This window comes from Paenibacillus sp. J22R232 (assembly GCF_056269165.1).
The window spans coordinates 382,131-405,650 of record NZ_JBWDNK010000004.1 but is presented as its reverse complement, the minus strand read 5'-3'; the positions used below and the strand labels follow the sequence as shown (position 1 = coordinate 405,650).

The following is a 23,520-nucleotide window of genomic DNA, read 5'->3' as shown; positions in this document are numbered from 1 at the left end:
AGCTTATTTGTTGAATATGCCTAAATCCGAAAGATACTTTGCTTTCTTTGGCTTTCCTTCAATCTTGCCACCATGCAAAATAACTTCAAATTCTTTCTTTCGGTCCTTTTCTTTCATTAAGGAGCGAATCTTCGGGATGGTCATATTCACCCATTCCGCATCCGATATGCCATTGCTTATGCACAAAGCCCATAATTGCATCCAGTCCGTTTCATCTTTTTCCGCTTCTTCCTCATCCGGATCGTCTTCCGCATCGGGGTCTGGAGGGAACGACTCCTTAAAGAAATCGCTCCATGAGGTCTTCCAACTCCTTAATGCCCTCATCATTTACTTGCTCGTATTCCTCATCCGTCAATCCTTCGACAAGCACTAGGCTGAACATCTCGCGATAGGCAGCTTCGACGGCGGGCCAATCAATATCTTTGGTACCATCGGTAGATTCCCATTTCTCACGGCCTATTGATTGCGAGAAACGGTAGCTTACACCTTTCATTGCTTGCCGAACTTGACGAATGAGCCCAATCGTACCGATTTTACAGTGCTTCACTAGCCCTTCTGCTAATGTGATTTCAGATCCGATATTTAAGGTTTGGTTAATTGTTTCTTCTTGCATGATTACGCCCCCTGTAACAAGATATCCCCCGCTGAAATCAGCAGGGGATTCGTTTGGTTAATTTGAGAAAATAATTTCAGCTGCGATCCCTTCCGGATTATCCGGTGTAATCTCTGCTTCCAGAACCTCAAGTGCAATGGTGCTCGTTGTTGGTGTTTTTCGTGTTGCTCCAACATTAAGCGTACCGCCGCCGATGCACTTGTAAACCGTAAGCTGGCATTGAACCGGATGGCCAGTGCGATCGTTAATGAGTTCGAAACGATGAATGAACTTGAATGGCTTAGGCTTACGCGTGCCTGTGAAGTTGCTTTTCGTTCCTTGCGCCGTGCTCCATTTATAGATGACCACGATGTTTTTATTATGATTCGATGTATCCGAGGTGATGACGCCAGCAGCAGTAATCGCATACTGTGTTGCTGTTGGTGTGGCAGCAACCCTAGTTAGCAGTGTTAGTTTTCCCTCAGGCGACTTCAGGTACACCTCATCGCTCTCCGCAACGAACGTACCTTCGAACTTTGCGAGTGCCTTGATCGTGTAACCGGATGCAGTTAGAATACCTTCTTCATTTTCGTCAAACGTCACCGAACCCTCGACCGTTTCAGCGCCTTGTGACAATTCCGCAATCAACGGAGAATAGCGCGGTACTTCGATAGAAAGCGTATCTTGCAAATCCTGTGCCGTGAGGTGAAACGGCAAGCCGGATTCCCCGCCGAACACTTTCGTCCATGCAAATTGCGGTGCAAACATGACGCTATTCACTTTCTCGTCAATCCATTTAAGCGAGCCGTCCATGCCCCGCGTCCAAACTCTTCCTACGCCATCAAAAACTAACGGTTCAGCCATGATAAATGTCCTCCTTCAAATAGAAAAAGGAACCTGTAAGATTATTTTACAAGTTCCCATAGACGTGCATCGATTTCTTTGATGCGCTGATTTTCTTTTGTTTGTTCGTAATTTTTCTTTGGTACCGCGTCCCGCCCCATAATGCCGAGCTTTGTGGCCAGCAATACTTTTTCTTTCACAAGCTTCTCAAATTCAGAAGATTCTTCACTATCTGGATTCGTGTTTGACATCCCTTCACCTCAATTTCGAATATAATCCACATCGTATATGGCTTTGTATCCTTTTACGCCTGTAATGCCAGTAGCCATGTCCGTATCATAAGCCAATGTGCATCGAAAGGTATTTAGTGCCGGTTGCCTTACATTTTCATCATGGAATAAATCGAAAGCTCGTTCTGCTATCTGCCGCGCGTCCGCGCTGCTCGGTGCAAATATATCTAAACAGAACTTACCCTCATAGACTAGATGATTCTTGCTGAAGCGTCCCGGCATGATGTAAAGGAGTATCATCGGCACGCTATCACCTGTCAGAACCTTCTCTGGCTCAACGCCTTTGACAATCCGCTCCACAATACTCTCATCGGGAGAGGATGGCGTTAATGCGAGCAGCTCCATGAATGAACTGTCTTGTATCAAGACGTTTGCAACTGCATCGATTAGCTTTTGGCTCAAATCCTCACCTCGTTATAAAGTATTTATGATAAGGGAAGTCAGTCATGATGCGTTGTAACCCTTGGAGTATCCGCTGGCGGTTTGCTTGCAATGCAATGCGCAAGAAGAAGGTCGGCGGCGTGGGGCCGAACTTCTTATCAATCTCACCACGCTGCGCCAATTCCTCCAAATCAACGCCCGCCATGCCGCCTTCGGAAAATTTCATCGTGCCGTCAATCGATTTGTATCGCCCCTCACCACGACCGGCAACCGCCTTGCTTGACCGAGAGCGCAAATCATTCCATAGCTCCGAATTCATATATTTTGTAAGTCCGGGGTTTTGTGATGGCCCCGCCATTAACGAGCCCTTACCAAACTGCTCTAACCACGCTTGCCAGTAATCGGCTGTAATCTCCATGCTGTACATATCGGATGCAAGAACTTCCAACTGCTGCCTAACATGATTACGCACTTCAGGATAATAGCGAATGTTTCCTTTGGCTGTCTCCGTAACTAGATCTGCAAGCTTGATGATCTCCGACAAGAGCTCGTTTCGCAAATCCCGCTCAGCTGCAGCGTGATTGTAACCTCTGATGCCATTTATCATCGTGTATCCTCCGACAGCTGGACATGTAAGAGATTCGGATATTTCGTTCCGTCAACCACGTCCACTCGATAGGGCCTACCGTCTAGCAATATCCTATCCGGTGTGTTGTTTTGTGGTCGTTCAATATCCACGCTCGTTTGCATGACAAGTACATACTTTGTTGTTTCAAGCAGCCCCGGCTCGTCCTGTCTCAAGGCAGCCGTCACATATTGTGCGAAGCACTCCGTAGTTTGAACGGTGCTAAACAACGGCTTGCCGATTGGGTTGTGGTTGCCATCAAACTCGCGACCATATCGCTGGATGTCGATCGTTGCATTCGTTTTAAGCAGCGAACAGTATTTGTCCTGCTCAATCATTCGCCTCATCGTTAGAACCATAAAACTGACATCCGTCTGAACAAGGTCACCGAGCTCCACCGCTGATGATGGAGCAAAGAGACCGTTATAGACGTATTCTTTGCCCATCACTGTTGTCGCCTTTGTTTCACGAGATAGGACTACCTTTTCGGCAGCACCGTTGATTGTACAAGGTGTGTACCGGTGAGCGAAGTCGTTGAACATGCTGGACCACCTACCTGAACGTTCGGAGCGTATATTCGGACAATAAATCCGCAATCTCCGGCGTCACCATGTTATTCCCGAAATACTCTATGCTAAAATCGAAATCTTTCTTCGTCTTCACATTAGAATTCGAGTTGCTAACCAATTGATTGATGAGCAGCCCACATGCTACCTTAACTGCTTCGGGGATTTCCTCCCAGCCGCTTGTGTATCCTATTTCTAGCTCAGCATAAGCCGTTCCAAAGGGAGATAGTCCACACCAAATGGTGCCTAGACGTTTATCTACATCAATGACGCTCAAATCATCGATCGGCTCGAAGCCTGGCGCACCAAAAAAGTTTCCCATCAGTCCCGTCATAACACGCCCGCTTGCAGTCAATACATTTATGATCGGATTGTAGGTTAAGTGTCCTCGCTGCTCATATGTGAGCGGAATTCGCTCGGTATAAGCCTTAACCCCGATTTCCCGTTTGCAATAACCATCAATAAGTGCGGACGCGCGGATAATCAACGGGATTGTTAGCTCAATACCATCTGATACATAGTTCGTATCCTCCGTTGTGAGATACTGACTCATTCGGCATAACCGTCCTCGATGAGCTTATCGGCTAATTCAAGTGATAGTTCTGCCGCGCCATCCTTAAAATTAATAATGATTTTCCCATGATGCAAAGAGTGCGACCCGGTACGCTGGCTATCTGTCCCGATTAGTTGCACTGTTTTCGTTTTCTTTTCTTCTGGCAGCGGAAGTTCCGTAGATCGGAAGGTTTCTTCTGCTATCTGAAGCATGATTTGCGCATCATCAACAGATTTTCCTTCCGGTGACTCTTCGGTAGTTACCTTTTCCGCTTCTTCAATGGCCGCATTGAAGTTGTCAACAGCATCTTGTGGGTAGTTTGTGGGTTCATTCCCAATTACTACAATTTCAACCAACGCTCTCGCGCCCTCAATTGCCGCTGTCAGCTTCTTTAGTTTGCTCGTAGACATTTGTACGCCTCCTCTCTTAAAACGAAATAGGCGGTCATATGACCGCCTCAGTGTTCGAATCTTTAATTAACCAATTGGAGCAATGGTTGGACGCTCAATCGTTCCGTATGCATGTGCATAACTTGGCCCTTTAGCAACCGGTGCGCCGTACTTGATACCCACATACTGCTCTTGCAGGTTTCCAGTTGTCCCAAGCTGGAAGAGATACATTCCTTTCTCTCCTACATAGTGATATTCAAGCATTGGCTCTGTAACGATGGCTACGCCGTAATCTGTGTTTTCTGGACGAGTTGCGTTTACAGCCGATGGCATGAATGGTTCAGGGATCAACGGAAGAACACCAGCTGCTGTTTGTACGGCTGGAACGGTAAGACCGGCGATGGTTGTCTTCGTGAGATTGCTAATATGTGTTGAATTAAATGCAGCGAGTTTTTCTTCTTCCACAAGGTAATGATGCGCCAAAGGATGAATATAAACTGCGGTAGGCATTAGTTCATAGGTTTCACTAGAAACCATCGCAGCCACTTTTGCGCAAATCGCTGACACAATGGAAGCAGCAAGTGAGACGATAAACGTATTCGTGATTTGCTTGGATAGCCCCACATATTGCAACGTTGTGGGAGCTGCCAAATTCGTATCCGTTCCCCTCCATAGCATTCTGCCGTGATGAAGACCAATGCCGTTTAACATATCATTGAGGTCTTTAGCCTTTAACTCAGGAAAATTTGCTTGCTGTTGCCCCATAATAAGATCGTAATGACCAAAGTTGACTTGGTTAGTCGTTGCTTTAACTTTAGCACCGCGCGCTGTACGCGGGTTGCTAGAAGGTGTAGCGCTTGGGTTACGAGGATCAACAGAAGCTCCACCGTTTATTGTATTTTGCTCGTAGTACGTTGAAATATCGCCCGTTGCTGGGACGTAGTTCAAACGTGCGTCGAGAACGGAGTTTCTACGAAGTGCGTCTGTTATTTCCTTTTGAAAATCATCAACAATGATAGCGCCAGGACCTTGAAACTGTGTCGCTGCTGATACATCAATGGAATGCGCTTGACCTACTGCATTACTCATCTTATACACTCTCCTTTGTGCCGAGCTCTGCTCTAGCTTGCATTTTTAATTTGATAGAATCGGCAGATGATAGATTCAGCTTGTCTACTGCAGCACAAAACGTATGAATGTCCGGCTCTTCACCAGCTGCAAAATTCCCGCCCCCATATTTGGAAAGAAGCTGTGATGCAGAAATTGTTTTGCGTTCGGGCTCGTCTGGCTTGACGTGACCAGCCTTTAAAAAAGCCATTTCTTGCTCCAAAGCAATCAATTTGTCCTGAGCCGCTTTCAAAACAGCAGCTTGTGTGTCCTCATTGGTTTTTGTGGAAGCAGATACATTTGCAGATTTGACGGTTTCCACATCCGTTTTAAGCGCCCCTACGTCAGCTACTACGGTTTGGACACTGGCTGATAATGTTGTTATGCTTGCGGTAACGCCCGCAAGGGCTTCTTGCATAGCCGCTTTAAGTTCTTCTGGTTTCATTTTTGATTCATCCTCCTTTGAGTTGTTCCTTGCCGCAAAGCTTGTTGTTTTATATGCAGCGGCTTCAGCAAACAAGATCGCCGCGCCGGTTCCGCAAAACTCGATAACTTCAAGAACACCTTCTTCAGCGTCCTGTACGGATGCTTCCATTTCGAGCGAAGCACCAAATTGATATTCACTCCAGTTATGTTCAGCAGCAAGTGCGTTATAGTAGCGGATCGTCGCTACAACATCTGGAAAGTCCTTTGCGTAGATGTAACCGTCAATCCATGCGTATCCGTCTAATGAACGGTATGCCTTTTCAATGACTGCTACTTTAAACCTCGGATCGTGGTCGGCCATGCCATTTGTGTAATCGATATTGAGCGCCATACCTATAAATGTCTGTAGGTGCTTATCGCATACCTGTGACGAAATGCGGATCTTCTTGCCGCCTGCACCGCCTGGCGGTCCGTCTGATGGTTCGTCCACCTTAAACAATGCACATTTAAAAGGCGCTTTGTTTGGGTGGGTCCCGGCATCCGACATTTTGAAATCTTGAACACGCATGCTTGCATTGCTGAGCTTCAATGTAGCTAACATTTTCTATACTCACCTCCTCCAAGGGCAAAATAAAAACGCCTACTCTTTAAGCGGCGTCATCATTATTGCGGTTATCGCCATCAAGCTCAGGAGGGTCTTTTGGATTTGTCTTTGTCTTCGCTGCCGCTTCCTCATCGATTTCATCCCTCGTTTTGTTAATATCGATTATAGCTGTGTTGCTTGGCTGTAATAACACCTCGCCATGCTGGTTAGGCAAGGCCTTACGTGCTAGGCCGTCTCGCACCTCATCGGCTGTGAGCACTCTGCGATCAATATAGATTGCATCAATGTCTGCCTTTAGCTTCTGATCCTTCAAGCTTGTGGCGTAATGAAATTTGAATTCAATCTTCCCGCCCATCTTGAATATACCGTCGATGATTTGATTATTGATATGCTCGACGATGTTCTCCGCAATTGACTGCACCGTTGATTCAGTATCTTCGTCCTCGCTGTCCGCTGTGCTGCGGTTGACGTCCTTCGTCTGTCCTAGCTTCTTAGGCGATATATCAAAAGCAATGGCTATTATCTCAATCAAAAACCGCTGCCATTCGATGTATAACGCCTTATCGTCCGTTGCTCCAAGGTCCATGGTTGATGTACCTTCAAAGCCGCCGACAATTGGAATCTGCCCCTGACCGGCCACTTCATCTCTCCAGTAAGTACGGAACTTAGATACCGCCGTTGTATCCGTGCTCCTCCCAAGGTTTAAAATCTTCCTTAGAAAAGGATTCTTTGTCTGCCGTCCAGCTGCTCGATGCGTATCGATGAAGTTGTTGACTGATTCCCATACCGTTTCAAGCGGCGCTAATCCGAATGGTGTATTCGTTCGCGGATTCATACGGACGTACATCATCTCTCCTGAAGTTAGGTGCACATATTTGCCGTTAGCACGCTGGGCGTAACGATAGGAATCAGGCTTGCCGTCCCATTCGGGATACAGCTCCACGCTGAACGCGTCCACCGGATACATGCGGAACGGTCGTAGCGTGTTGCCCGCCTTCAATATTTCTGTGGCGCCTGCGCTGCAAACGAGCATATCTTCAACCGTTTGCTCTAACCATGAGCGAAAGCTATCCGCTGGATTCGGCCTGAGCAGCGTATCTTCAATGATCTTGCATAGAGCCGCGTACTTCTCTGTATCCTTCTCTTCGATAGCTGATACGGACCAGTTCAGCTTCGTAATGCCTGACTTGATGACGTTGATTGCGCGGCGTGGTATCGGCGACTCACTCAGCGTACGCAGGTTAGCTGGTGTTCTCTTAGGCGTCGACTGCTTGTTTCCCTTGCCAGCATAATGATAGGGATACACGTCCGTTTGGCGATCGGGTTCATTCTTTGTACGGCCTGCTTCCAGCCATGACAGCATCCATTGTCTAACACCCAAATTATCTCACCTCCTCTAGTAATCTACTGTTCCGAATGAATACCCTGCATCCGTTTGGATATCTGCAAAGGCCAAAACAAAAGCGTCAGCTCTGTCCGGAGACTGAAGCCCACGCTTTTTCATGTCCGCTTTACGTTCTAGGTAAATCTTGCCGTTACTGTTCATGTGCCATTTCCTCGTGGAGAGCTGAGCAATGAGCTTTTCGTCATTCGGCAGCTCAAGCACGCCTGGTACACCTAAAATGAAATTGCTCATGTTTTCTTCCAGCAATGACTTGATGCAGCCCCACATTTGAGAACCGAGATTTCCATAGTGTTCATCCGAAGCGGACGCTCCGTTGTTCACTGGTACGATGATAAAACCTAGATTGCGCTCATCGTTAATCTCTCGAAGCCGATCCGTTACCGCTCCACCGATACCACTATCATCAATACGAATCTCCACCTCATTAATGTGCGGATATTCCACTTTCGCATCATCAATCAGCCTTAATATCCAGCCTGTCGTTTGCATTGTGTCCTGCTTATGATGATGACGCTCTAGGACCGCCTTACCTCCTAGCCTGCCATAAATACCGCTCTCATCATCTCCAAAACGAGCAATGTCCGCTCCAATGAAGAGCTTATTGCCTGTAGGCTGCATGCGTACATCATTCTTGCCAAATTCGGCAGCTTCCAGTGCGATGAAAGTATCTGACTCACCTCGCGGAAACTCACCTTCAACCCTAACACGCCAAACGTCACTGCCCTCACCGTACTTACGTTTGAGCATTGCGATGTTTTCTTTACTTGTCCGAGGGCTTTCTAGGCACGATACTTTATGAGTACGGTAATCTACCCGATCCTTGTTATGCGAATCAAAAAAGAACCCACTCGTTTTAGTTGGGTTCCCGCACATAAAAAGCTTATTGTACTCTCCTGAGAGTGTACCGAATATGGCAGCCATAATGCGGTCATCGACGCCTGACGCCTCGTCTACGATGAACAGCATGTAATCTTCGTGAAAGCCTTGCATGTTCTCCGGCTTCGTTGCTGTTCGTGCTGTAGCAAACCAGCGTTCCTCATAGTTCCGCATGTAGATCTTCGTTTTCGTCCATTTCAGGATGATCTTAAGTATTGGGCTTTTGGTCTGCCACTTACTTATCTCAGCCCAAAGCACATCATGCAGCTGCTGGCGTGTTGGTGCTGTGCAAATGACCTTCGGGAATGGGAAGCACGTTAAGAACCATAGCGCTACAACAGCTTCAAGTCCTGTCTTTCCTACCCCTTGCCCTGAACGAACAGATACAAGTCGATTTGCTGCTATATCCATTAATACAGCAGCCTGCCATACATCAGGCGTGAAGCTTAGCATCTCTTTGCAATAAAGGATCGGATCAAGACGATATTGCGGGACGCGCTTCTTAAACGCCTGCATCCTTATCTTGTCCTGTGCCTTCATCTCCAGTCACCGCCTCAACCCAATCATTAATTAAATCGGAGTCATTATCTCCATCGTCTTTATTCGCCAGCTTCTCAACTTCGAGCTTCAGCTTCTGGACGCGAGCTCTGTGCTCTTCTTGTACGTCCTCAACTGGCATTGTACGAAGCATGTCTTCATACTGCTTGATCATTTTGACCAAAGTCGCCCATGCAGTAGATTGTGAAGTCATTGCAGTTGCCGAGCGATCCCATGCGAATTGGAACTCGAACTCTTCCTCAATGACAACGGGAATAAGTTCCTTCGCTTTGCCGCGCCCTTTGCTGTGAACTTCGAACTTTTGCTTCTTGAGCTCTTTGATCATTTCATCCTTACCAGTCACATGCTGCACCTTTAACGAGCTGACAATCTTCGTAAACTGGAAGCGGATGCCCTCCCAAAGCATATCAAGCGGCGATATTTCAGCGGTCATATCATAGATTTCCTTCGTTTCTTCGTCATCCGGCAGAAACTTGCGAAAGAGGCCATGCGTTACAGCCTTGCTATTACCAAACGGGCCACCAGGACCACCTTTATTATTCTTAGCGTTTTTATTACCGCTCGGTGCTCCTCGGCGTTTAGGCTTCGGGTCGTCCTGTTCTTCCCATTTGTAATAACTTTTCCACTTTCTAACGAGTGAAGCGTTCACGCCAAGCTCAGCAGCAATTGCAGCAGGCTTTAACGTTCGTTCGCTCTCACACCAAAGTTTGAATGCCCTGATTTGATCGGGACTTTGTTCTCTAGCCATTGGCTTATTTAACCCACCTCCAACGGTTTATACAGGCGTTGCATATTGAATTGAGTTGGAATTCCTATTTCAGCCTCAGCGAGCCCGAGGAGGCGTTCTGAACTGTGTGAGGACGTGCCTCTCTCGCTACATGATTAACACCTCTTTTCTCCTAATAACTGGTTCTAGAGTGAATCATAATCATACTTGTGTTGCACTCGCTAAAACATGGTTTTTCTAGTGCTGTCAATGGTTTTTCTCGCTTTCTGAAAATGAGTGCAAAACTGGTCTAGTTGTGATGCACTCAAAAACCTATAAACTCGAAATTGCCTCATCCATCATGTCTTGCGTCATACCAATATAGTCTAAAGTGATCATCGGATCGCTATGTCCATACATCTTCATTAGTAACGCTAATTTCGTCGGGTCCTTGATATACAACTGATATCCCCACGTTTTTCTAAGGGTATGGCAGCCGATGTCCTTAAGTCTAAATTCTCTAGCTGCTTTGTTAAGCATTCGATACGCCGTGCTGCGATGAATAGGTTGTTTCCTGAGCCTGACTTTCTTTTTTACTTGGCGGCTCTGAAATAAAAAATCATCATCTGCCATATCCTTGATGAAATGATGCAAGTCATTTCGGATTGATGGGTGGATGATGAATAATTTATCATGTGCATTCTTTTTTTCGGTCATTTGAACATGCGTGCCTCTAACCATTCCCGCACGAAGTAATAGTAAATCGGATACTCGTAAACCACTGTATATTCCCATACAAAAATATAGGTAATCACGCATGCTTCTAAGCCATAAATAACGCTTAACGCCGTCTATGACTCCTTGATCGCGGATCGGCTGGACGACATTCATACCACCACCTCATTATTTGTAATATAAACAAAAGAAAAAGCACCTTTTGGGTGCTTAATAAAATTATTTATTTGCATTATATAGTGCATCAAATACTTCTTGAATTGTTTTAGCAACAGCTTCATCACTTAAATACTTTTCATAGTTAGCTGTTTTGTTGGTTGTTTGTGCTATTACTGTAGCTCTTGCATTAAAGATTGCTTGTACAATTTCTGATGTGTGGTCGTGTATATCTTTTGGCATTTCTATCACCTCCCACCATAATCATACATCATCTTCCAATATCAGACAATATATGCTATGATAGGAACAAATCCGAAAGCATCGGTCGAAAGAGTCGTATGGGAGAGCATCCCTGCGGCTCTTTTTGTTTGCCCTGCAAAGTGTGTTACCAAGATGAAGGTGCCTCCTCATCATAGTTTCAGGTGCTACCTGACAGTGCAGGGCTGCTCCTCTCATGAGTAGTCATCAACTACATACTGATGAGAGTATTATATGTGATGCGCTATATGCGCTTGTCACCATTGTCTACCGTGTCTGCGTTCCTGCCGATTACGAGGAGGTAGGACGTCCATGTATGGCTTGAGCCTTCTTGCAAACTTCTCTATCCATTGGTACATTCTTCACACACCTCACTCTACTGCAGAATTGTTTTGAACTCTCGAATCTGCCCCATGGACAGCTGCGGCATTTAGCCGGTTGTTGTTTGCTGTCGTTTACTGTGGGTAATCGTCTTGTAAACCTCAACCGGATCGCCTCCTATGCATAGAAAAAGGAGCCGCATTTGCGACTCCTTAAAATTATCGATTGGTCAGATTGTCGGAATGGTCCGGCAAACTGAACAAGGGACAAGTCAACCTTGTTAAGGGCATTTAACCCCACCTCATCATCACACGCTTGGCGACTAGCGCCTAAGGTTGGAAATCTTCGCTTACCCACCGCGTGACCGAGTCCTACAAGTGATAAGGGTACAGTAGGATTCACCCGAGCAATGTTCTGCTCTATGAATCTAACTGTACCCTGTAAGCACTCTTATTTTTGACGCTGTTTTGACGCCATTTACGCGCAATATTTTCATGTTTCCCAAAGCTTGAGCGTATTTGCTATCGACTCAATACCTTTTTTGATTTTGCGGTCAACAGTGGAACGATGCCATATTTCGAAGCGCGCTACAGTCACATGATGCGGCTGTCCTTTAATGTATCTTACGTCTATCATCCGCTTAACATCGTCATCTTGAATTAGGTTGACTGCCCGATCGATGATACCTACGCTTGCTTTATAGGCATTGTATACACCCAATTGCTTTTCAGCAAGCGAATCGATTCCTCTTAATTCGAAATCCTCGACAACCGATTTCATACGGCGATACCGTGATAAGGCAGCCTTCGCAATCTTTAACTCGGATTTAGTTGCTTTCGGGAATAACTCTATCTGTTCACCATACCAGTCCATTGCCATTGCCAACATTCCCCTCATCCCCTTTATGTTATAATGGAAGATGAGTTCTTGTAGAAGTCCTCCGGCGCGCGTTCCCCAACACAGGCCGGAGGCTTTTTTATATTGTTTTACTTATCATGCTATACTTGGCTTCAACTTCAGTTCCATTGTCTAGTAAAACACGATATACGTTAGCTGGACGACAATTAACCATTTTAGACTTAATTTCTGTAATCTTTCCTTTGTAAGGCCCATTCTTTGATTCACTCATGCGGCCAATATAATCTGATAATTCTACGAGTTGCCCTTTCTGTGGACGCCTACTAGAAAAAGTCATGTATTTCCCTCCAAGTTCCTCAATATTCAACCTACGCTCTTGATTGTTGGCTGTTTTAAATATCCAAGATTTGAAGCAACTTCCCTGATAGCATCCATGTCTTCCCGTGGATATCCCCAATGTGGGCTGTACAAACCGCCGTACCCGTTATTGTGGTTCGAGTCATCATCTCCGAAAATATAATCCCTAAAGTCCTGCACCAGCTCCCATAGCGTCCCTCCGTGAGAGAAAGCGTGGTGCTGATCTCTCGTCTTACCTTCCTTTCCTGCTTCCATGAACATTGGAATGCCGCTGTAATCGTCTGTATACCAAAGCTGTCCGTTTGCCCAATGGAATGCTGCGTACCTGTCATGCCTTTTCGAATACAAGAATTGACGGCCGCGGCTGCCAATTTCATGAATCAACTGGTTCACAAGTTCAATTCGTTCTGGATGCCAGAATGGTTCTTGATTCTTACTAGGTGTAGGATCGCTAACCTTACGAGCCCTCACTTGTTTGCAGAAATCAATGAATGAAATATCCCAGCAGTCACTCGCTTGCAGCCATCCATCATATTTAGCTGCTCCTGCCGATTTTGCCATCTTTAGTTCCGAATACGCCGGATGATCGCCCCACATGCTTGCAGGGTAGTCCACAGCATAAAGTTTCATTCCAAAACCCTCCCATGATCTTCAATATTCAGCCGATATTAATTAATTCAGGATGTTCGTGCATGTTGCCGATAACTTCAATCGCCTTAGGTGTGCCATCCTCATCCTTCCACATATGACACACATCAAATGGTTTCCAGCAGGCTTTTTGTTCATTGTACTCAACCACTTTAATGCGCTCGATATCCGAGAAGTGTTGACTATATCCGCCTTGAATCTTTACTTTTACATTATCTCCCTCGTAAATCTCAACACCGTTTATATCCTTAAGGCCGGTGTATTGACCTACAGTCTCAGGATCAACCACATACCAGAAATCTGTGCAAAAGTAGTTATCATCCCAATCAATGATGCTGCCTACAATGCGATCGTTGCCTATCAAATTACCGTATATCCACTCGCCGCTATCGACGTGTTTACCGCGAAATTTAATCTCTCTCAAACTTTTCCCTCCTCATGTTCTTGAATATTCAAAGCTGTCCGTTAGCAATCAATTTCGACGGTAGGTCCATCCAGCACCCAATATTTCGTGGCGTGATCGCCTTGGAATGCTTCGTCGAGCACTGCCTGAATCCGATCGTAATGCTCCTTCTTCAAGCAATCATTTGCTCTTTCATCCCAGTCCTCATACATCCCGTTGTTATATTCATCTTCAATGTAGCGCTCCAGCATGTACTTAGCGTCTGGCTTCCACTCCTGCTCAGTAGCAACATACCAGGTTAGCCATTCGCCATATTCGCCCTCTGTAACCTTCTCAATCAACTCAGCTGCTGTCAGCACGTACCGGGCATCCTCGTAACTGACCAATGTATCTGCTGGCAATGCTGATAATTTAACCGTTTCATTCACCGTTACTGTCATTGAAAATTCCTCCTCATGTTCTTCCGTATTCATTATGTTGTATGAGTAGCTAGCCACTCATCTATAACTGTTATGGCGTAAAGAATTGGATATATTTGCAATGGGTTTACGGCATTGCCTATCGCCTTTAATCGATCAGCCCTGTTTGGAACTTTCTCTGTGACTCTTGGGGGCTCCCAATCGTGTTGCTCCAACCCCATGGGTGCAGGCTGGGGATACTGATTTACAATTTCGATTAAGGCGTTTAACGGATTTAGTCCACATCCGTCCATCCAATTGGAAAATTCATTAGGCACTCTACCCAATATGGGTTCAGCTGCCCTGTTGTGTCTGATACCACCATCGATAACTCCATTTGCTTTCCTTTCTTTATCCTTTTTTGAATTACAGGATTTGATAGATTCCCTCTGTTCCTGTTGTCCGACGAATTCGGTGTCGGCCACATCTTCACCGCTCCCGAAAGGCCGTTTCGTAAATCTTCCGCGTTTATCTCTCCACGTTTTTCCGCATCGTTCGCTCTCGGCGTCGGCCACATTTTGACTGACGTTGCTAGGTCTATGCTGTGTGAACTGCCGTTTTTCGCTTTCCGTCTGCCATTCTCCGTTAATTCCATTCGTTTTAAAGCTGCTGTTTCCGTTGCAGTCGGTGTCGGCCACATTCGAGCCATAGTCGGGAGATCCATTTCCAACCCCTTTAGACTCCTGCCGCTGCTTCCTTTCCAATCCCTTGATTGAGGAGTAGCCCACAATAAAGACTCGCTCCCTGTTGTTTTGCGCTTTAACCGCCGAAGCCGGAAAAACAATCGGCCATGCGGTGTAGCCGATTCCTTCCAAGTCAGCAAGAACATCGTCGAGCCCCATACTGATGTGTCCAGACACATTTTCACCAATAAACCAACGGGGTCGGATCTCTTCCAGTACTCGCTTAACCTCTGGCCAGAGGTGGCGGTCATCTTTCTTGCCTTTTCGCTTCCCGGCATGGGAGAAAGGCTGGCAAGGATATCCGGCGGAAATAATGTCAATTGAATGTCTTTCTGAGATGATGCCATCTGTCATCAACCTTTCTTTTGTGAAATCGTGAACGTCTTCAATGACTGGAATACCCGGAAACCTTGCATTGAGCACCTTCTGCGGGAAAGCTTCTTTCTCGCAGAAAACAATTGTCTCCATGCCAGCCCAGTGCGCCGCTAGATCGATCCCTCCGATCCCGCTGAATAAACTCGCCTTACGCAACGGCACCATCATTGTGCACCAGCTTCGACATGTTCTTTCTCAGGCTTAGGAACGACAAGATAACCATCAACAATTTCGAGAATAATTTGTTCAAAAACCATTTCCTGCATACTAACCCCTCCTACCTACTTAATAACTGGGTGATGACGTGTACTCCAAACTCCTCATCGCCATTAGATATGATTAAAGGCTTTTTGACACCAATGATACGAATCGTGGTTTCCTCATCCCCTATAGCTTTTAAGGCTTCAAGAATGTGCTCAGAATTAATTGCAATCGTCATTTCCTCGCCTTTGAATTGCTCAAGAGGAATTGATTCGTCGGCAGCTCCGCCAGAATCGTTATGGCTTGAGATGTTTATTTCTTGATTCGTTATGCGCACGAATATCTTGTCTGAATCCGATGTTATCCGGGCTCGCTCGATGGAATCGATTAATGCCTGCGTAGGAATCATAATTTTGGTTGCATCATCCGGTTCGATTAGACGATCAACAGGAGGATACTTCCCGTCAAGGATCTGGATATACGCTGCAATCTTGTCCGTATGGAAGATTGCTTTATTGTTGGTGATTATGAGTTTGACGCTGCCGTTGCTAAACAAATTTCTGATTTTCCGAAGATGGAAACCGGATATTATTACGGATTGTGGAATTTCAAAATCAACCGGTTCGGAAATGATTGCTAGTCGTGTGCGGTCGCATCCTGTAAGCAGCAACCTACCGTTTCGCGTCTCCGTTCTGATCCCCATCAAGATAGGCTCCATTTCACTTTTTGAAATGGCATAGGAGCATTGTGACAGCATCTTTTTAAACGTTTCCCAGTCCAACGTAATTGCATTACCTTCGGGGATAACTGGGTAAGGGCTGTCTAGTACGTCCGTACCCGACATTTCGAGCTTAGATTTACCTGATATGAATCGGACTTTTGAGCCAATTACCTCGAAGCGCATCATGGCATCGGGCATTTTCTTAATGATTTCGACTACTGATTTCGCTACTAACACAATATGACCAGGTTGCAAAATCTCCACATCGGAGGTTGGAACAACACTCTCAATTGTTAATTTTGTATCCGTTCCAACAAGCCGCAATCCATTCTCGGAAGCTTCAATGTACACCCCGTTAATGAGTGACAATTGACTTTTTCCGTCTGCAGCTTCAGCAGCTTGAGACAAAGGGGCCAGCAAAACATTCCGGTGTATCACAAATTTCATTGTCGTCTCCTTTCTGAGCTGCTTAATCTATGCATTCAAATGCTTTTGGTTTGTCGCCTTGCCTTGCATCCCAGTGGCTCCCTAGCATTGCTGCTAGTTCGGATTGCTCTAATAAACCAATGAGGGCAATGAGGATTTCTTCTTTCGGGCGCCTGAAACGGTTGGCGATCCGCTGAATCGTCTTGCCTTCTCTGTGTAGTTGGACAATGACTTTCGTTTGTTCTTTGTGCCAAGCAAAATCAAATTCGTCACAAACGATAACTTTCCGCTCGGCCTTGGGTCTTGTCATCGAATCATTCCTTTCCTCTATCACGAAGAATGTCTTGGAATTCAGCATCCGTCAAAGGCTGCTTACCATCCATTTTCCTTGCTAAATCGTGTAATTCTCGAAGTTCGTCTTCCGCCATATCCGTTTTACCTTGATCTTCTGCAACGATGTTAATCTTCGGTTTGCCTGAACGAGATGGTGATTGAATAGAACTGGGCTTTCGCTCAGCATTCCAGGGCTCGTCAACACCTTCAGCCTTAAAGCGTTTTAGAATCCCATTCACATAGGTCAAGTTTCGTTTTCCAGCAACGACCGCTGTTTTCATAGCTTCACATACCCAGCGTTCACCGTAGTCGTCTATGAAATAATTGATTTTATCAGCGGTTACAGAACTGATTGTCCCAAATCCTTCTGTTTCAAAAAGACGAAAGGGATTATAATTAGGATCAATACTACCAGCAGGCGGTTTCTCTCCCTGTTTTTGTATGGTGTTGGTATGGTTCTGTTGGGTCTGGTTAGGTAAGGTAAGGTCAGGTACTGTAGCCCCGTGACCGTTTGACCCGTCACCAAGAGTCACGCTTACGTCACTTGTGACATTGGCGTGACTCTCTTTACCTTTCTTTATATTCTCGCGTGACTTCCGCTTCCTTTCCTTGTTCTTCTCACGGTTGTCCACTAGCCGTCCGGCATAGTCAAACCAATCATGAATGGTTACACAACGTTCCACTTTGTCTACAAAGCCCGCGTCAACAAGGGCTTGCAGGAGATTGTCCGCTTTATCTGTCGGCCAGTCTATCGCTTCCGCTATGTCTTCGGGATCGTAATCAGAAATATTACCATCCTGCGCGTAATCAACAGCCCACCACCATAACATATGTAAGTGGCCAACAACCGTTGGAACCGTTACACCTAATTTCCGAGATAAACGTTTCGTTTTCGGATGCCTCGCTAATTCCTGGTGACTTTCTATCCAAGCCAAAGCACACCCTCCTTTCTATTCCGTTTGCTCCGCCACTAGTCCGATGAGGTGTTTAATCTCGGCTGCATACGGCAATAAATACTCTTGCTTGATATCATCCCAAAACGCCATATCCGGCCAAGCTCCCTCAGGATCAAGCAGCGGTACTAGTTTTAAGCCGTGCATATCGCGGCGTAATACCGTCCCGATGGAACGAATGCTCCACATACGTTTAAGCAGCGTACAAGCCAACTCACGATCTTTAACGTGTGTGACAATGAGAGCAAAGAGCTTCTGCCAACGATGGCTATCAAACTTTTGCTCAGGAAATGGGTCTGAAAGTAAATCTACCTGCACCTTACACCTCGCTTTCTCTGGATTCATTGATTAATAGATTTATGAAGTTGTCAAAGAGCAATGACGCCTACTTGCTCTGCATCGTCGGAGGTCCCATGCTGACGCTCAGGACACCCGACGATAGAGGCAAATTGCCTTTATCGTTTCTTCTCAACAAATAATCCTTCGACTGCTCGCATTACATCAAGTTGCCCAGCGCGAAACATAGCAATGAACAAACCCTCAGCTGCGATCCATGTATCGTAATCCAAGCCTTCTAACCACTCGATATGCTTCTTCTCTTCCGGTTCTAAGTGACGACCGAGAACGGCTTCAAGGCGCTTCAGCATGCCCATACCTCCTCAAAAACACTGTCGTTCCGTATTCTCGAACCATCTTCTTGAAGTGAATACCTTCCGGCTGCTGATCTAACCAAATGTGGCAATTCAAACAAACGTGAAATAGGTCATTGACTGTTGTTTTATGTGCAATAATCCGCCGTCCAATGGTGTGTGCACGTTCAGTAGCCTTTGCACCAAGGCAGTACTTTCGGACTTCACAAATGCCTCCAGAGCGATCTCTCAGCGCTTTGTCTGCCTTACTATTAATTTCGCCAAGCTGCCGCTGTGTCGGCTTACTACGGACTTGTTTGCCCGGCTTTGGTGCTGGATTAAATTGCAGCGATAGATTCATATGTACCTTCCTTGCCAACCACCGAATATGTGCTATAATGGCGGTAACTTATTATTTTGAGTGCATGATCGCTTCGGGGCCTAATCCGGAGTGATCATTTTTCATTTCTTGAACTGCGAACCAAATTTTTAACGATTACCCCATGTTGCAACGGACTCTTGTCAAACCAAAGCCGCGCTAATGTCTCAAGTGTCATATAGATTGTCCCTCCTAATTAAGCTGCTCCAGAAATCTGTAATACAGTTTGTAAAATAGACGCTGGATCTACTCCGTATAAAAATGCGATGCCTGCTTCCACCTGGTTCGTTATCTTCGTCCAATCTCTAAATGTTGCTACATCCACCGGATTCTGATCTTTCTCAAGCTTGCTTATGCTTGATTGTGTTCTATTTAGTAACCTTGCTAACTTCACTTGGCTGATACCAGCCTTTTCCCTACAGTGCTTTAATAAAGTACCGGCAGTCATGTAAATCACACCCCCTTCCGTCAATTCCAATTGGGAATATATTCCCAATTGGAATCTCATTACTGATTGATAGCCTTATAATGCAGATATACCAATTATCTGCATTGCCAACGTTCCCCTCATCCTATCCGGCACAATTTCGTGCCGGCTATTTTTTAGATGTCACTCTTCTACAACTCTGTACACTTGCCCAGTCTCAATGAATGCAATCAGCTCTGCAGCTCGTTTAACCAAATGTGGATGTTCTTTTGGGTTGCAAGGCACTCGCTCATCAACACTTGATGGATCATACATATAATGAGCAACAATTTTTAGTGGTGGTCTTTCTTTTTTTCTTAGAGTGTTCATGGAGGATCATCCTTTCATCAGAAATGTCTGCCGTGAATTCAAAAATGCTACTATTCACGCTGCACCTACGCACCCATTTCCGAGGCGTCTGTATGAGATTCTTGGACTATTAGACCTGAAAATAAGATTGCCGGTTCCTTACCCAATATTTCTGAAAGCTTTAATGCGTCAGCTAATTTAGGAACTGAATGCCCATTCTCCCAATTACTAATAGAGGATTTCTTACATTTCATTAACTGAGCTAGCTTTTCTTGTGTGAATTTTTTTATTTTACGGGCTTCTACTAACTTTGCGTTCTTCAATCTCTCACCGCCTTGTCCAAATATCTTGTACCGATAAATCCATGATAAGTCCAAATTACTTGGATGTCAATAAAAAAGTATGATTATTTTGGACTTTGTTTTATATATAGCGCCTGTATAGTACAATTATTTTGAACTTTCTAAGTCCTAGAGAAGAGGCGTTGTATATGTTTGCTCAGCGACTGCGTGAAGTCAGGAGGAGTAAAAAACTCACTCAAGAGGAACTCGCAATTAAAGTCCAGACAAAGAAAACGACTATATCGAATTATGAAACTGGATATAGCACGCCATCTAATGACATGCTTATCGATTTAGCGGTTGTTTTAAATGTTTCGACTGATTACCTTTTGGGGAGAAGTGACGAGTCCGACTCTGATCACTCATCTGTAGCTAACAAAGATAAACAAAATGAAGGAATTAAAAACCAAGGCACTGATTACGAGACTAATGTAGGTCGAGCATTCTTTGGTGGAGCTGAGAAATATACCGAGGAAGAGTTAGACATTGCTAGAGCAGCTGCCGAAGCCGCCATAAAGGCTTATAGAAAGACGCAAGAAAAAAAGAATGATAAATAAAAAAATAGCCCATTTTGAATAGGGCTATTATTTTTACACATAAAATAGAACATACGTTTGCATTTGGAGGGGTTCTGTTGTACATATTCAATTTAAAATTATATAAACCATCCGATTTAGAAGTTTGGATAAGCGACAAATATAGAGCTCATGGCATCCTCACTTCAGGGGATTTAACTATAGAGAATGTTGCTGAAATATTTGGAATTGAAGTTAAACTTTACGATGGTCCATCTTTTGCACAATGGGAGGAAGAGGGTTATTCTTTTATGTTTTTTAATAAATTCATGACGGAGAAGATGCGGAGGACGATGTTTTTCCACGAGCTGTGCCATCCTTTGAGACACGTTGGTATACAAGACCAATTAATGCCACAACTATTTCAAAGGCTCCAAGAAGCCCAAGCAGGCCAGTTCCAATTATTTTCAGCTATGCCAGCTTACATGTTGGAAGATTTTAAACCGACGCAGGATTGGTCAAATTATATTAAGGCTTTATCTGACGCATTCATACTGCCTATAAGCTTCGTTGAAAAACGAGTGAAACAAATAATGGGCAGAATCGCCCAGGAGCGCAGTGATAGGAATTTCAAAGCTAGAATGTCGCCAACAGCTGCCCGATACGAATACACTGATGAAACTAATCGGATTTTAAATCAACTAAACCAGCAGCTCGAGTTGAAAAGAGAGAGAGGTTTGAGATGAGCGGAATATCAGTAGTTTATGAGGAAGATGGTTATGAAGGTAATCTATTTCCTGTCTCAATGATCTATTATTCATCTGATTTAGATTGGTCGAAAACATTACTCATAAATATAGAAACTCCGTTTGAACGAATGACAACTTTTGAATTAGATAATGACATTATTGCTCTAGCTGTACCTGCACACGCTTATGTGTTGCGCCCTGATTTGCCTCTGCTCTTTGGAATCCACCTGCCAACACTTGAAATGTACATACGCGCCGTATTTCCGGATGAAGAGCTATTTAATATAAAACAAATTGAACGCCTTATACTTCGATTATCTGATATCGAAGACACACTGCAATGTGAAGTTAGATCTGTTTTGCATTGGGACTGAGAGGAGAATAACTATTGAACATAGCTGCTTATATACGAGTGAGTACTGATGAGCAAGTAGATCGTGGAAATAGCTTGCCTGAACAACGAGAACGCCTTAAGGCCTACTCTGTGGCAATGGGTTGGCCTGAGCCTGTATTTTTTGAGGACGATGGTATAAGCGCTAAAAATATGCGGCGGCCCGCACTTACAAGAATGCTTGGCGATATAAAGAATAAGAAATATAACCGCTTAATCACTACAAAGCTTGACCGACTAAGTCGTAAGTTGCTCGATGTACTGAATACAATTGACTATCTCGACAAATTTGATTGCCAATTCGTATCAGCCAGCGAGAGCTTTGATACGTCTACTCCTTCTGGCAGATTGACTTTGCAGCTGTTGGGTTCCTTTGCTGAATTTGAACGTGAACGGACTAGCGAGAATGTTAAGAATACTATGTTTTCAATCGCAAAAAAGGGTGAAAAAATCATTACACGCCCTTGTTACGGATATGATGTGATTGATGGTGTGATGTTACCAAATATCGAAGAATCAATTCATACACAGATGATGGCAGATTGGTTACTGGCTGGCGAAGGTTCTCGAACAGTTGCAAAAAAGATGAATGCCATGGGTTTGTATACGAAACAAGGTAACGAGTGGCATGATAAAATTGTGAGAGAGCTGTTCCAGCGAGAAACATTAATTGGTCGATTCGTATATAACAAAACATATAAAAAGGGAACCAAGGTCATTACTCGTCCTGAAGAAGAATGGATAAGAATATTTGAACATCATGAAGCAATCTTAGATGATGAAACTTTTTTTCAACTACAGGAAATGTTTGCAGCCCGTAAAACTGTGGGAAGGTATCTCAGTGATGACCGGTACTTACTATCAGGATTAGTTGTATGTGGACATTGCAAGGCCAAAATGAATGGCAAGATTTCTAAGAGCTTCTCGAAACAAAAGAATAAAGAAACTGTTCGTTATAGGTACTTGTGTGATGGGTATTTAAAAAAGGCAAACTGTTTTCATCATTATGTAGTTAGAGATGAAATTGAAAACGGCATTATACAAGCAATTAATGAGCTCGCATTATTAACTTCCCCAAAAACACTAAAAATAGTAGTCGCAAAAAAAGAAAATCATTCTACGCTTGAGCGTGAAGTAGTGCTCTCACGCCTCAAAAAGCTCGATAAGCGCATGCAAAAGCAGATAGAGGCATATGAGGAAGATCTGATCTCAAAACACGATTTAAAGCTCGCTAGAGCTCGCATAGACGAAGAGCGATCAAAGCTTCAGGTAGTATTAGATGAATTAGAAGAGGGTGAAGCCGATAAGGTGCAAGAGAGAGTTCGCCATAATGCGCAAAGACTTCTCGGAGAGGTATCGAGTGAGGACCGACTTAAAAGTAAACAAGCAATAAGACAATTAGTTCAAAAAATCGTAATATACGATGGTGAAGCGGTTGAAATTACTTGGTTACCTTCTTAAACGAAGAAAAGAGTAACGATTATAAATTCGTTACTCTTTTCTTCATTTATTTGATTTTATGATTGCTTAGTTACCTGCATTACTTTTTATTAAGCTGTGTAATTAGCCCACAAATCTCGTCAGCATCTCTTATTGCTTTCTTTGTTAAAGCATCTAAACCATTCACAATATTATCATAATCGGCTTTCGTTCTAGATGTCTTGAGTCGATCACCCATGATGCTAATTTTTTGAGCTATCTGATTATTTTTCCCATAAGCAGAAAAATACCATTCCCATGTAACCTTATGAACACTTTCTTTAGACTTGGGTTGGGGAAGTTCTCTCTGCTTATAAAACTCGTTTACATTATTTCGACAAACGATAAAAGCGCCATAGTAAGCTCGACTTATTGCAGAACGTTTATATTCCTCATTTTGATTTTGCGACAAAGCGACAGCTAGCTCACGGAACTTATCCCAATCAAACATA

The 23,520-nt window shown here is 44.5% G+C and carries 36 protein-coding genes; 4 read left to right on the top strand and 32 right to left on the bottom strand.

From position 1 onward, the window contains the following. Positions 1-3 precede the first annotated feature (3 nt). The 31 genes from AC0YN3_RS15680 to AC0YN3_RS15530 all read right to left on the bottom strand — a co-directional run bounded on the left by AC0YN3_RS15680 (position 4) and on the right by AC0YN3_RS15530 (position 19,916). Positions 4-327 carry a hypothetical protein gene (locus AC0YN3_RS15680; RefSeq protein WP_475775960.1) on the bottom strand — a complete coding sequence of 108 codons (324 nt, stop codon included), beginning with the start codon at positions 325-327 and terminating at the stop codon, positions 4-6. Further along, positions 278-613, bottom strand: coding sequence for a hypothetical protein (locus tag AC0YN3_RS15675; protein WP_475775959.1), 336 nt, complete (start codon positions 611-613; stop codon positions 278-280). Before AC0YN3_RS15675 ends, AC0YN3_RS15680 begins: the two co-directional genes overlap by 50 nt. 57 nt (positions 614-670) lie before the next feature. Next, positions 671-1,456, bottom strand: a complete 786-nt coding sequence (locus AC0YN3_RS15670) for a hypothetical protein (protein WP_475775958.1) — start codon at positions 1,454-1,456, stop codon at positions 671-673. A gap of 41 nt (positions 1,457-1,497) precedes the next feature. Then, positions 1,498-1,686, bottom strand: a complete 189-nt coding sequence (locus AC0YN3_RS15665; RefSeq protein WP_475775957.1) for a hypothetical protein — start codon at positions 1,684-1,686, stop codon at positions 1,498-1,500. 9 nt (positions 1,687-1,695) lie between these two features. Further along, on the bottom strand, positions 1,696-2,127 hold the full coding sequence (locus AC0YN3_RS15660; RefSeq protein ID WP_475775956.1) for a hypothetical protein: 432 nt from the start codon (positions 2,125-2,127) through the stop codon (positions 1,696-1,698). Positions 2,128-2,131: 4 nt separating this feature from the next. Continuing rightward, a complete protein-coding gene (locus AC0YN3_RS15655) occupies positions 2,132-2,713 on the bottom strand; it encodes a hypothetical protein (RefSeq protein WP_475775955.1) in 582 nt (193 codons plus the stop codon). Beyond that, positions 2,710-3,273, bottom strand: a complete 564-nt coding sequence (locus AC0YN3_RS15650; RefSeq protein WP_475775954.1) for a hypothetical protein — start codon at positions 3,271-3,273, stop codon at positions 2,710-2,712. The genes AC0YN3_RS15655 and AC0YN3_RS15650 overlap by 4 nt, the downstream gene beginning before the upstream one ends. Before the next feature lie 10 nt (positions 3,274-3,283). Further along, the gene (locus AC0YN3_RS15645) at positions 3,284-3,850 is read right to left on the bottom strand and encodes a hypothetical protein (protein ID WP_475775953.1); all 567 of its coding nucleotides are present in this window, start codon (positions 3,848-3,850) and stop codon (positions 3,284-3,286) included. Then, positions 3,847-4,260 carry a hypothetical protein gene (locus AC0YN3_RS15640; protein WP_475775952.1) on the bottom strand — a complete coding sequence of 138 codons (414 nt, stop codon included), beginning with the start codon at positions 4,258-4,260 and terminating at the stop codon, positions 3,847-3,849. The genes AC0YN3_RS15645 and AC0YN3_RS15640 overlap by 4 nt, the downstream gene beginning before the upstream one ends. A 66-nt stretch (positions 4,261-4,326) precedes the next feature. Next, positions 4,327-5,328: a hypothetical protein gene (locus tag AC0YN3_RS15635; protein ID WP_475775951.1), complete on the bottom strand. Its 1,002-nt coding sequence runs from the start codon at positions 5,326-5,328 to the stop codon at positions 4,327-4,329. A gap of 1 nt (position 5,329) precedes the next feature. After that, a complete protein-coding gene (locus AC0YN3_RS15630; RefSeq protein ID WP_475775950.1) occupies positions 5,330-6,373 on the bottom strand; it encodes a 3-oxoacyl-ACP reductase in 1,044 nt (347 codons plus the stop codon). A gap of 46 nt (positions 6,374-6,419) precedes the next feature. Continuing rightward, on the bottom strand, positions 6,420-7,757 hold the full coding sequence (locus AC0YN3_RS15625) for a phage portal protein (RefSeq protein ID WP_475775949.1): 1,338 nt from the start codon (positions 7,755-7,757) through the stop codon (positions 6,420-6,422). 15 nt (positions 7,758-7,772) lie between these two features. Next, a complete protein-coding gene (locus AC0YN3_RS15620) occupies positions 7,773-9,197 on the bottom strand; it encodes a DEAD/DEAH box helicase family protein (protein WP_475775948.1) in 1,425 nt (474 codons plus the stop codon). Beyond that, the gene (terS, locus tag AC0YN3_RS15615; RefSeq protein WP_475775947.1) at positions 9,160-9,963 is read right to left on the bottom strand and encodes a phage terminase small subunit; all 804 of its coding nucleotides are present in this window, start codon (positions 9,961-9,963) and stop codon (positions 9,160-9,162) included. Before terS ends, AC0YN3_RS15620 begins: the two co-directional genes overlap by 38 nt. 291 nt (positions 9,964-10,254) lie before the next feature. After that, complete coding sequence (locus tag AC0YN3_RS15610) at positions 10,255-10,812, bottom strand: tyrosine-type recombinase/integrase (RefSeq protein ID WP_475775946.1); 558 nt, start codon at positions 10,810-10,812, stop codon at positions 10,255-10,257. Positions 10,813-10,875: 63 nt separating this feature from the next. After that, the gene (locus tag AC0YN3_RS15605) at positions 10,876-11,055 is read right to left on the bottom strand and encodes a hypothetical protein (RefSeq protein ID WP_475775945.1); all 180 of its coding nucleotides are present in this window, start codon (positions 11,053-11,055) and stop codon (positions 10,876-10,878) included. Between the two features lie 831 nt (positions 11,056-11,886). Beyond that, entirely contained in the window at positions 11,887-12,282 is a 396-nt protein-coding gene (locus tag AC0YN3_RS15600) for a hypothetical protein (RefSeq protein ID WP_475775944.1), read from the bottom strand. A gap of 88 nt (positions 12,283-12,370) precedes the next feature. Continuing rightward, positions 12,371-12,589 carry a hypothetical protein gene (locus AC0YN3_RS15595; RefSeq protein ID WP_475775943.1) on the bottom strand — a complete coding sequence of 73 codons (219 nt, stop codon included), beginning with the start codon at positions 12,587-12,589 and terminating at the stop codon, positions 12,371-12,373. 26 nt (positions 12,590-12,615) lie between these two features. Beyond that, a complete protein-coding gene (locus tag AC0YN3_RS15590) occupies positions 12,616-13,239 on the bottom strand; it encodes a hypothetical protein (protein WP_475775942.1) in 624 nt (207 codons plus the stop codon). Between the two features lie 28 nt (positions 13,240-13,267). Then, positions 13,268-13,681 (bottom strand): YopX family protein, encoded by a 414-nt coding sequence (locus AC0YN3_RS15585; RefSeq protein WP_475775941.1) that lies wholly within the window; start codon positions 13,679-13,681, stop codon positions 13,268-13,270. A gap of 41 nt (positions 13,682-13,722) precedes the next feature. Beyond that, positions 13,723-14,100, bottom strand: coding sequence for a hypothetical protein (locus AC0YN3_RS15580; RefSeq protein ID WP_475775940.1), 378 nt, complete (start codon positions 14,098-14,100; stop codon positions 13,723-13,725). A 32-nt stretch (positions 14,101-14,132) separates the two neighbouring features. Then, on the bottom strand, positions 14,133-15,344 hold the full coding sequence (locus AC0YN3_RS15575; RefSeq protein WP_475775939.1) for a DNA cytosine methyltransferase: 1,212 nt from the start codon (positions 15,342-15,344) through the stop codon (positions 14,133-14,135). A 109-nt stretch (positions 15,345-15,453) separates the two neighbouring features. Then, the gene (gene dnaN / locus AC0YN3_RS15570) at positions 15,454-16,545 is read right to left on the bottom strand and encodes a DNA polymerase III subunit beta (RefSeq protein ID WP_475775938.1); all 1,092 of its coding nucleotides are present in this window, start codon (positions 16,543-16,545) and stop codon (positions 15,454-15,456) included. Between the two features lie 22 nt (positions 16,546-16,567). Next, on the bottom strand, positions 16,568-16,834 hold the full coding sequence (locus AC0YN3_RS15565) for a hypothetical protein (RefSeq protein ID WP_475775937.1): 267 nt from the start codon (positions 16,832-16,834) through the stop codon (positions 16,568-16,570). A 4-nt stretch (positions 16,835-16,838) separates the two neighbouring features. After that, on the bottom strand, positions 16,839-17,792 hold the full coding sequence (locus AC0YN3_RS15560; protein WP_475775936.1) for a DnaD domain-containing protein: 954 nt from the start codon (positions 17,790-17,792) through the stop codon (positions 16,839-16,841). A 15-nt stretch (positions 17,793-17,807) separates the two neighbouring features. Further along, positions 17,808-18,128 (bottom strand): hypothetical protein, encoded by a 321-nt coding sequence (locus AC0YN3_RS15555; RefSeq protein ID WP_475775935.1) that lies wholly within the window; start codon positions 18,126-18,128, stop codon positions 17,808-17,810. A 137-nt stretch (positions 18,129-18,265) separates the two neighbouring features. Further along, positions 18,266-18,457 (bottom strand): hypothetical protein, encoded by a 192-nt coding sequence (locus AC0YN3_RS15550; protein WP_475775934.1) that lies wholly within the window; start codon positions 18,455-18,457, stop codon positions 18,266-18,268. Continuing rightward, complete coding sequence (locus tag AC0YN3_RS15545; protein WP_475775933.1) at positions 18,441-18,800, bottom strand: hypothetical protein; 360 nt, start codon at positions 18,798-18,800, stop codon at positions 18,441-18,443. Before AC0YN3_RS15545 ends, AC0YN3_RS15550 begins: the two co-directional genes overlap by 17 nt. A 214-nt stretch (positions 18,801-19,014) precedes the next feature. After that, entirely contained in the window at positions 19,015-19,266 is a 252-nt protein-coding gene (locus tag AC0YN3_RS15540) for a helix-turn-helix domain-containing protein (RefSeq protein WP_475775932.1), read from the bottom strand. Between the two features lie 162 nt (positions 19,267-19,428). Further along, positions 19,429-19,614, bottom strand: a complete 186-nt coding sequence (locus AC0YN3_RS15535) for a hypothetical protein (RefSeq protein WP_475775931.1) — start codon at positions 19,612-19,614, stop codon at positions 19,429-19,431. 65 nt (positions 19,615-19,679) lie between these two features. After that, positions 19,680-19,916 (bottom strand): helix-turn-helix domain-containing protein, encoded by a 237-nt coding sequence (locus tag AC0YN3_RS15530; RefSeq protein WP_475775930.1) that lies wholly within the window; start codon positions 19,914-19,916, stop codon positions 19,680-19,682. Positions 19,917-20,083: 167 nt separating this feature from the next. On the opposite strand from AC0YN3_RS15530, the gene AC0YN3_RS15525 reads away from it, so the two are divergent. The 4 genes from AC0YN3_RS15525 (at position 20,084) to AC0YN3_RS15510 (ending at position 23,050) form a co-directional block, all read left to right on the top strand. Next, a complete protein-coding gene (locus AC0YN3_RS15525) occupies positions 20,084-20,491 on the top strand; it encodes a helix-turn-helix domain-containing protein (RefSeq protein WP_475775929.1) in 408 nt (135 codons plus the stop codon). A 77-nt stretch (positions 20,492-20,568) separates the two neighbouring features. Further along, positions 20,569-21,195: an ImmA/IrrE family metallo-endopeptidase gene (locus AC0YN3_RS15520; RefSeq protein WP_475775928.1), complete on the top strand. Its 627-nt coding sequence runs from the start codon at positions 20,569-20,571 to the stop codon at positions 21,193-21,195. Then, positions 21,192-21,572 (top strand): hypothetical protein, encoded by a 381-nt coding sequence (locus AC0YN3_RS15515; RefSeq protein WP_475775927.1) that lies wholly within the window; start codon positions 21,192-21,194, stop codon positions 21,570-21,572. Before AC0YN3_RS15520 ends, AC0YN3_RS15515 begins: the two co-directional genes overlap by 4 nt. 14 nt (positions 21,573-21,586) lie before the next feature. Next, complete coding sequence (locus tag AC0YN3_RS15510; protein WP_475775926.1) at positions 21,587-23,050, top strand: recombinase family protein; 1,464 nt, start codon at positions 21,587-21,589, stop codon at positions 23,048-23,050. Between the two features lie 79 nt (positions 23,051-23,129). Here the strand turns inward: AC0YN3_RS15510 and AC0YN3_RS15505 are convergent, their stop codons facing one another. Then, entirely contained in the window at positions 23,130-23,519 is a 390-nt protein-coding gene (locus AC0YN3_RS15505) for a hypothetical protein (RefSeq protein WP_475775925.1), read from the bottom strand. Position 23,520 lies beyond the last annotated feature (1 nt).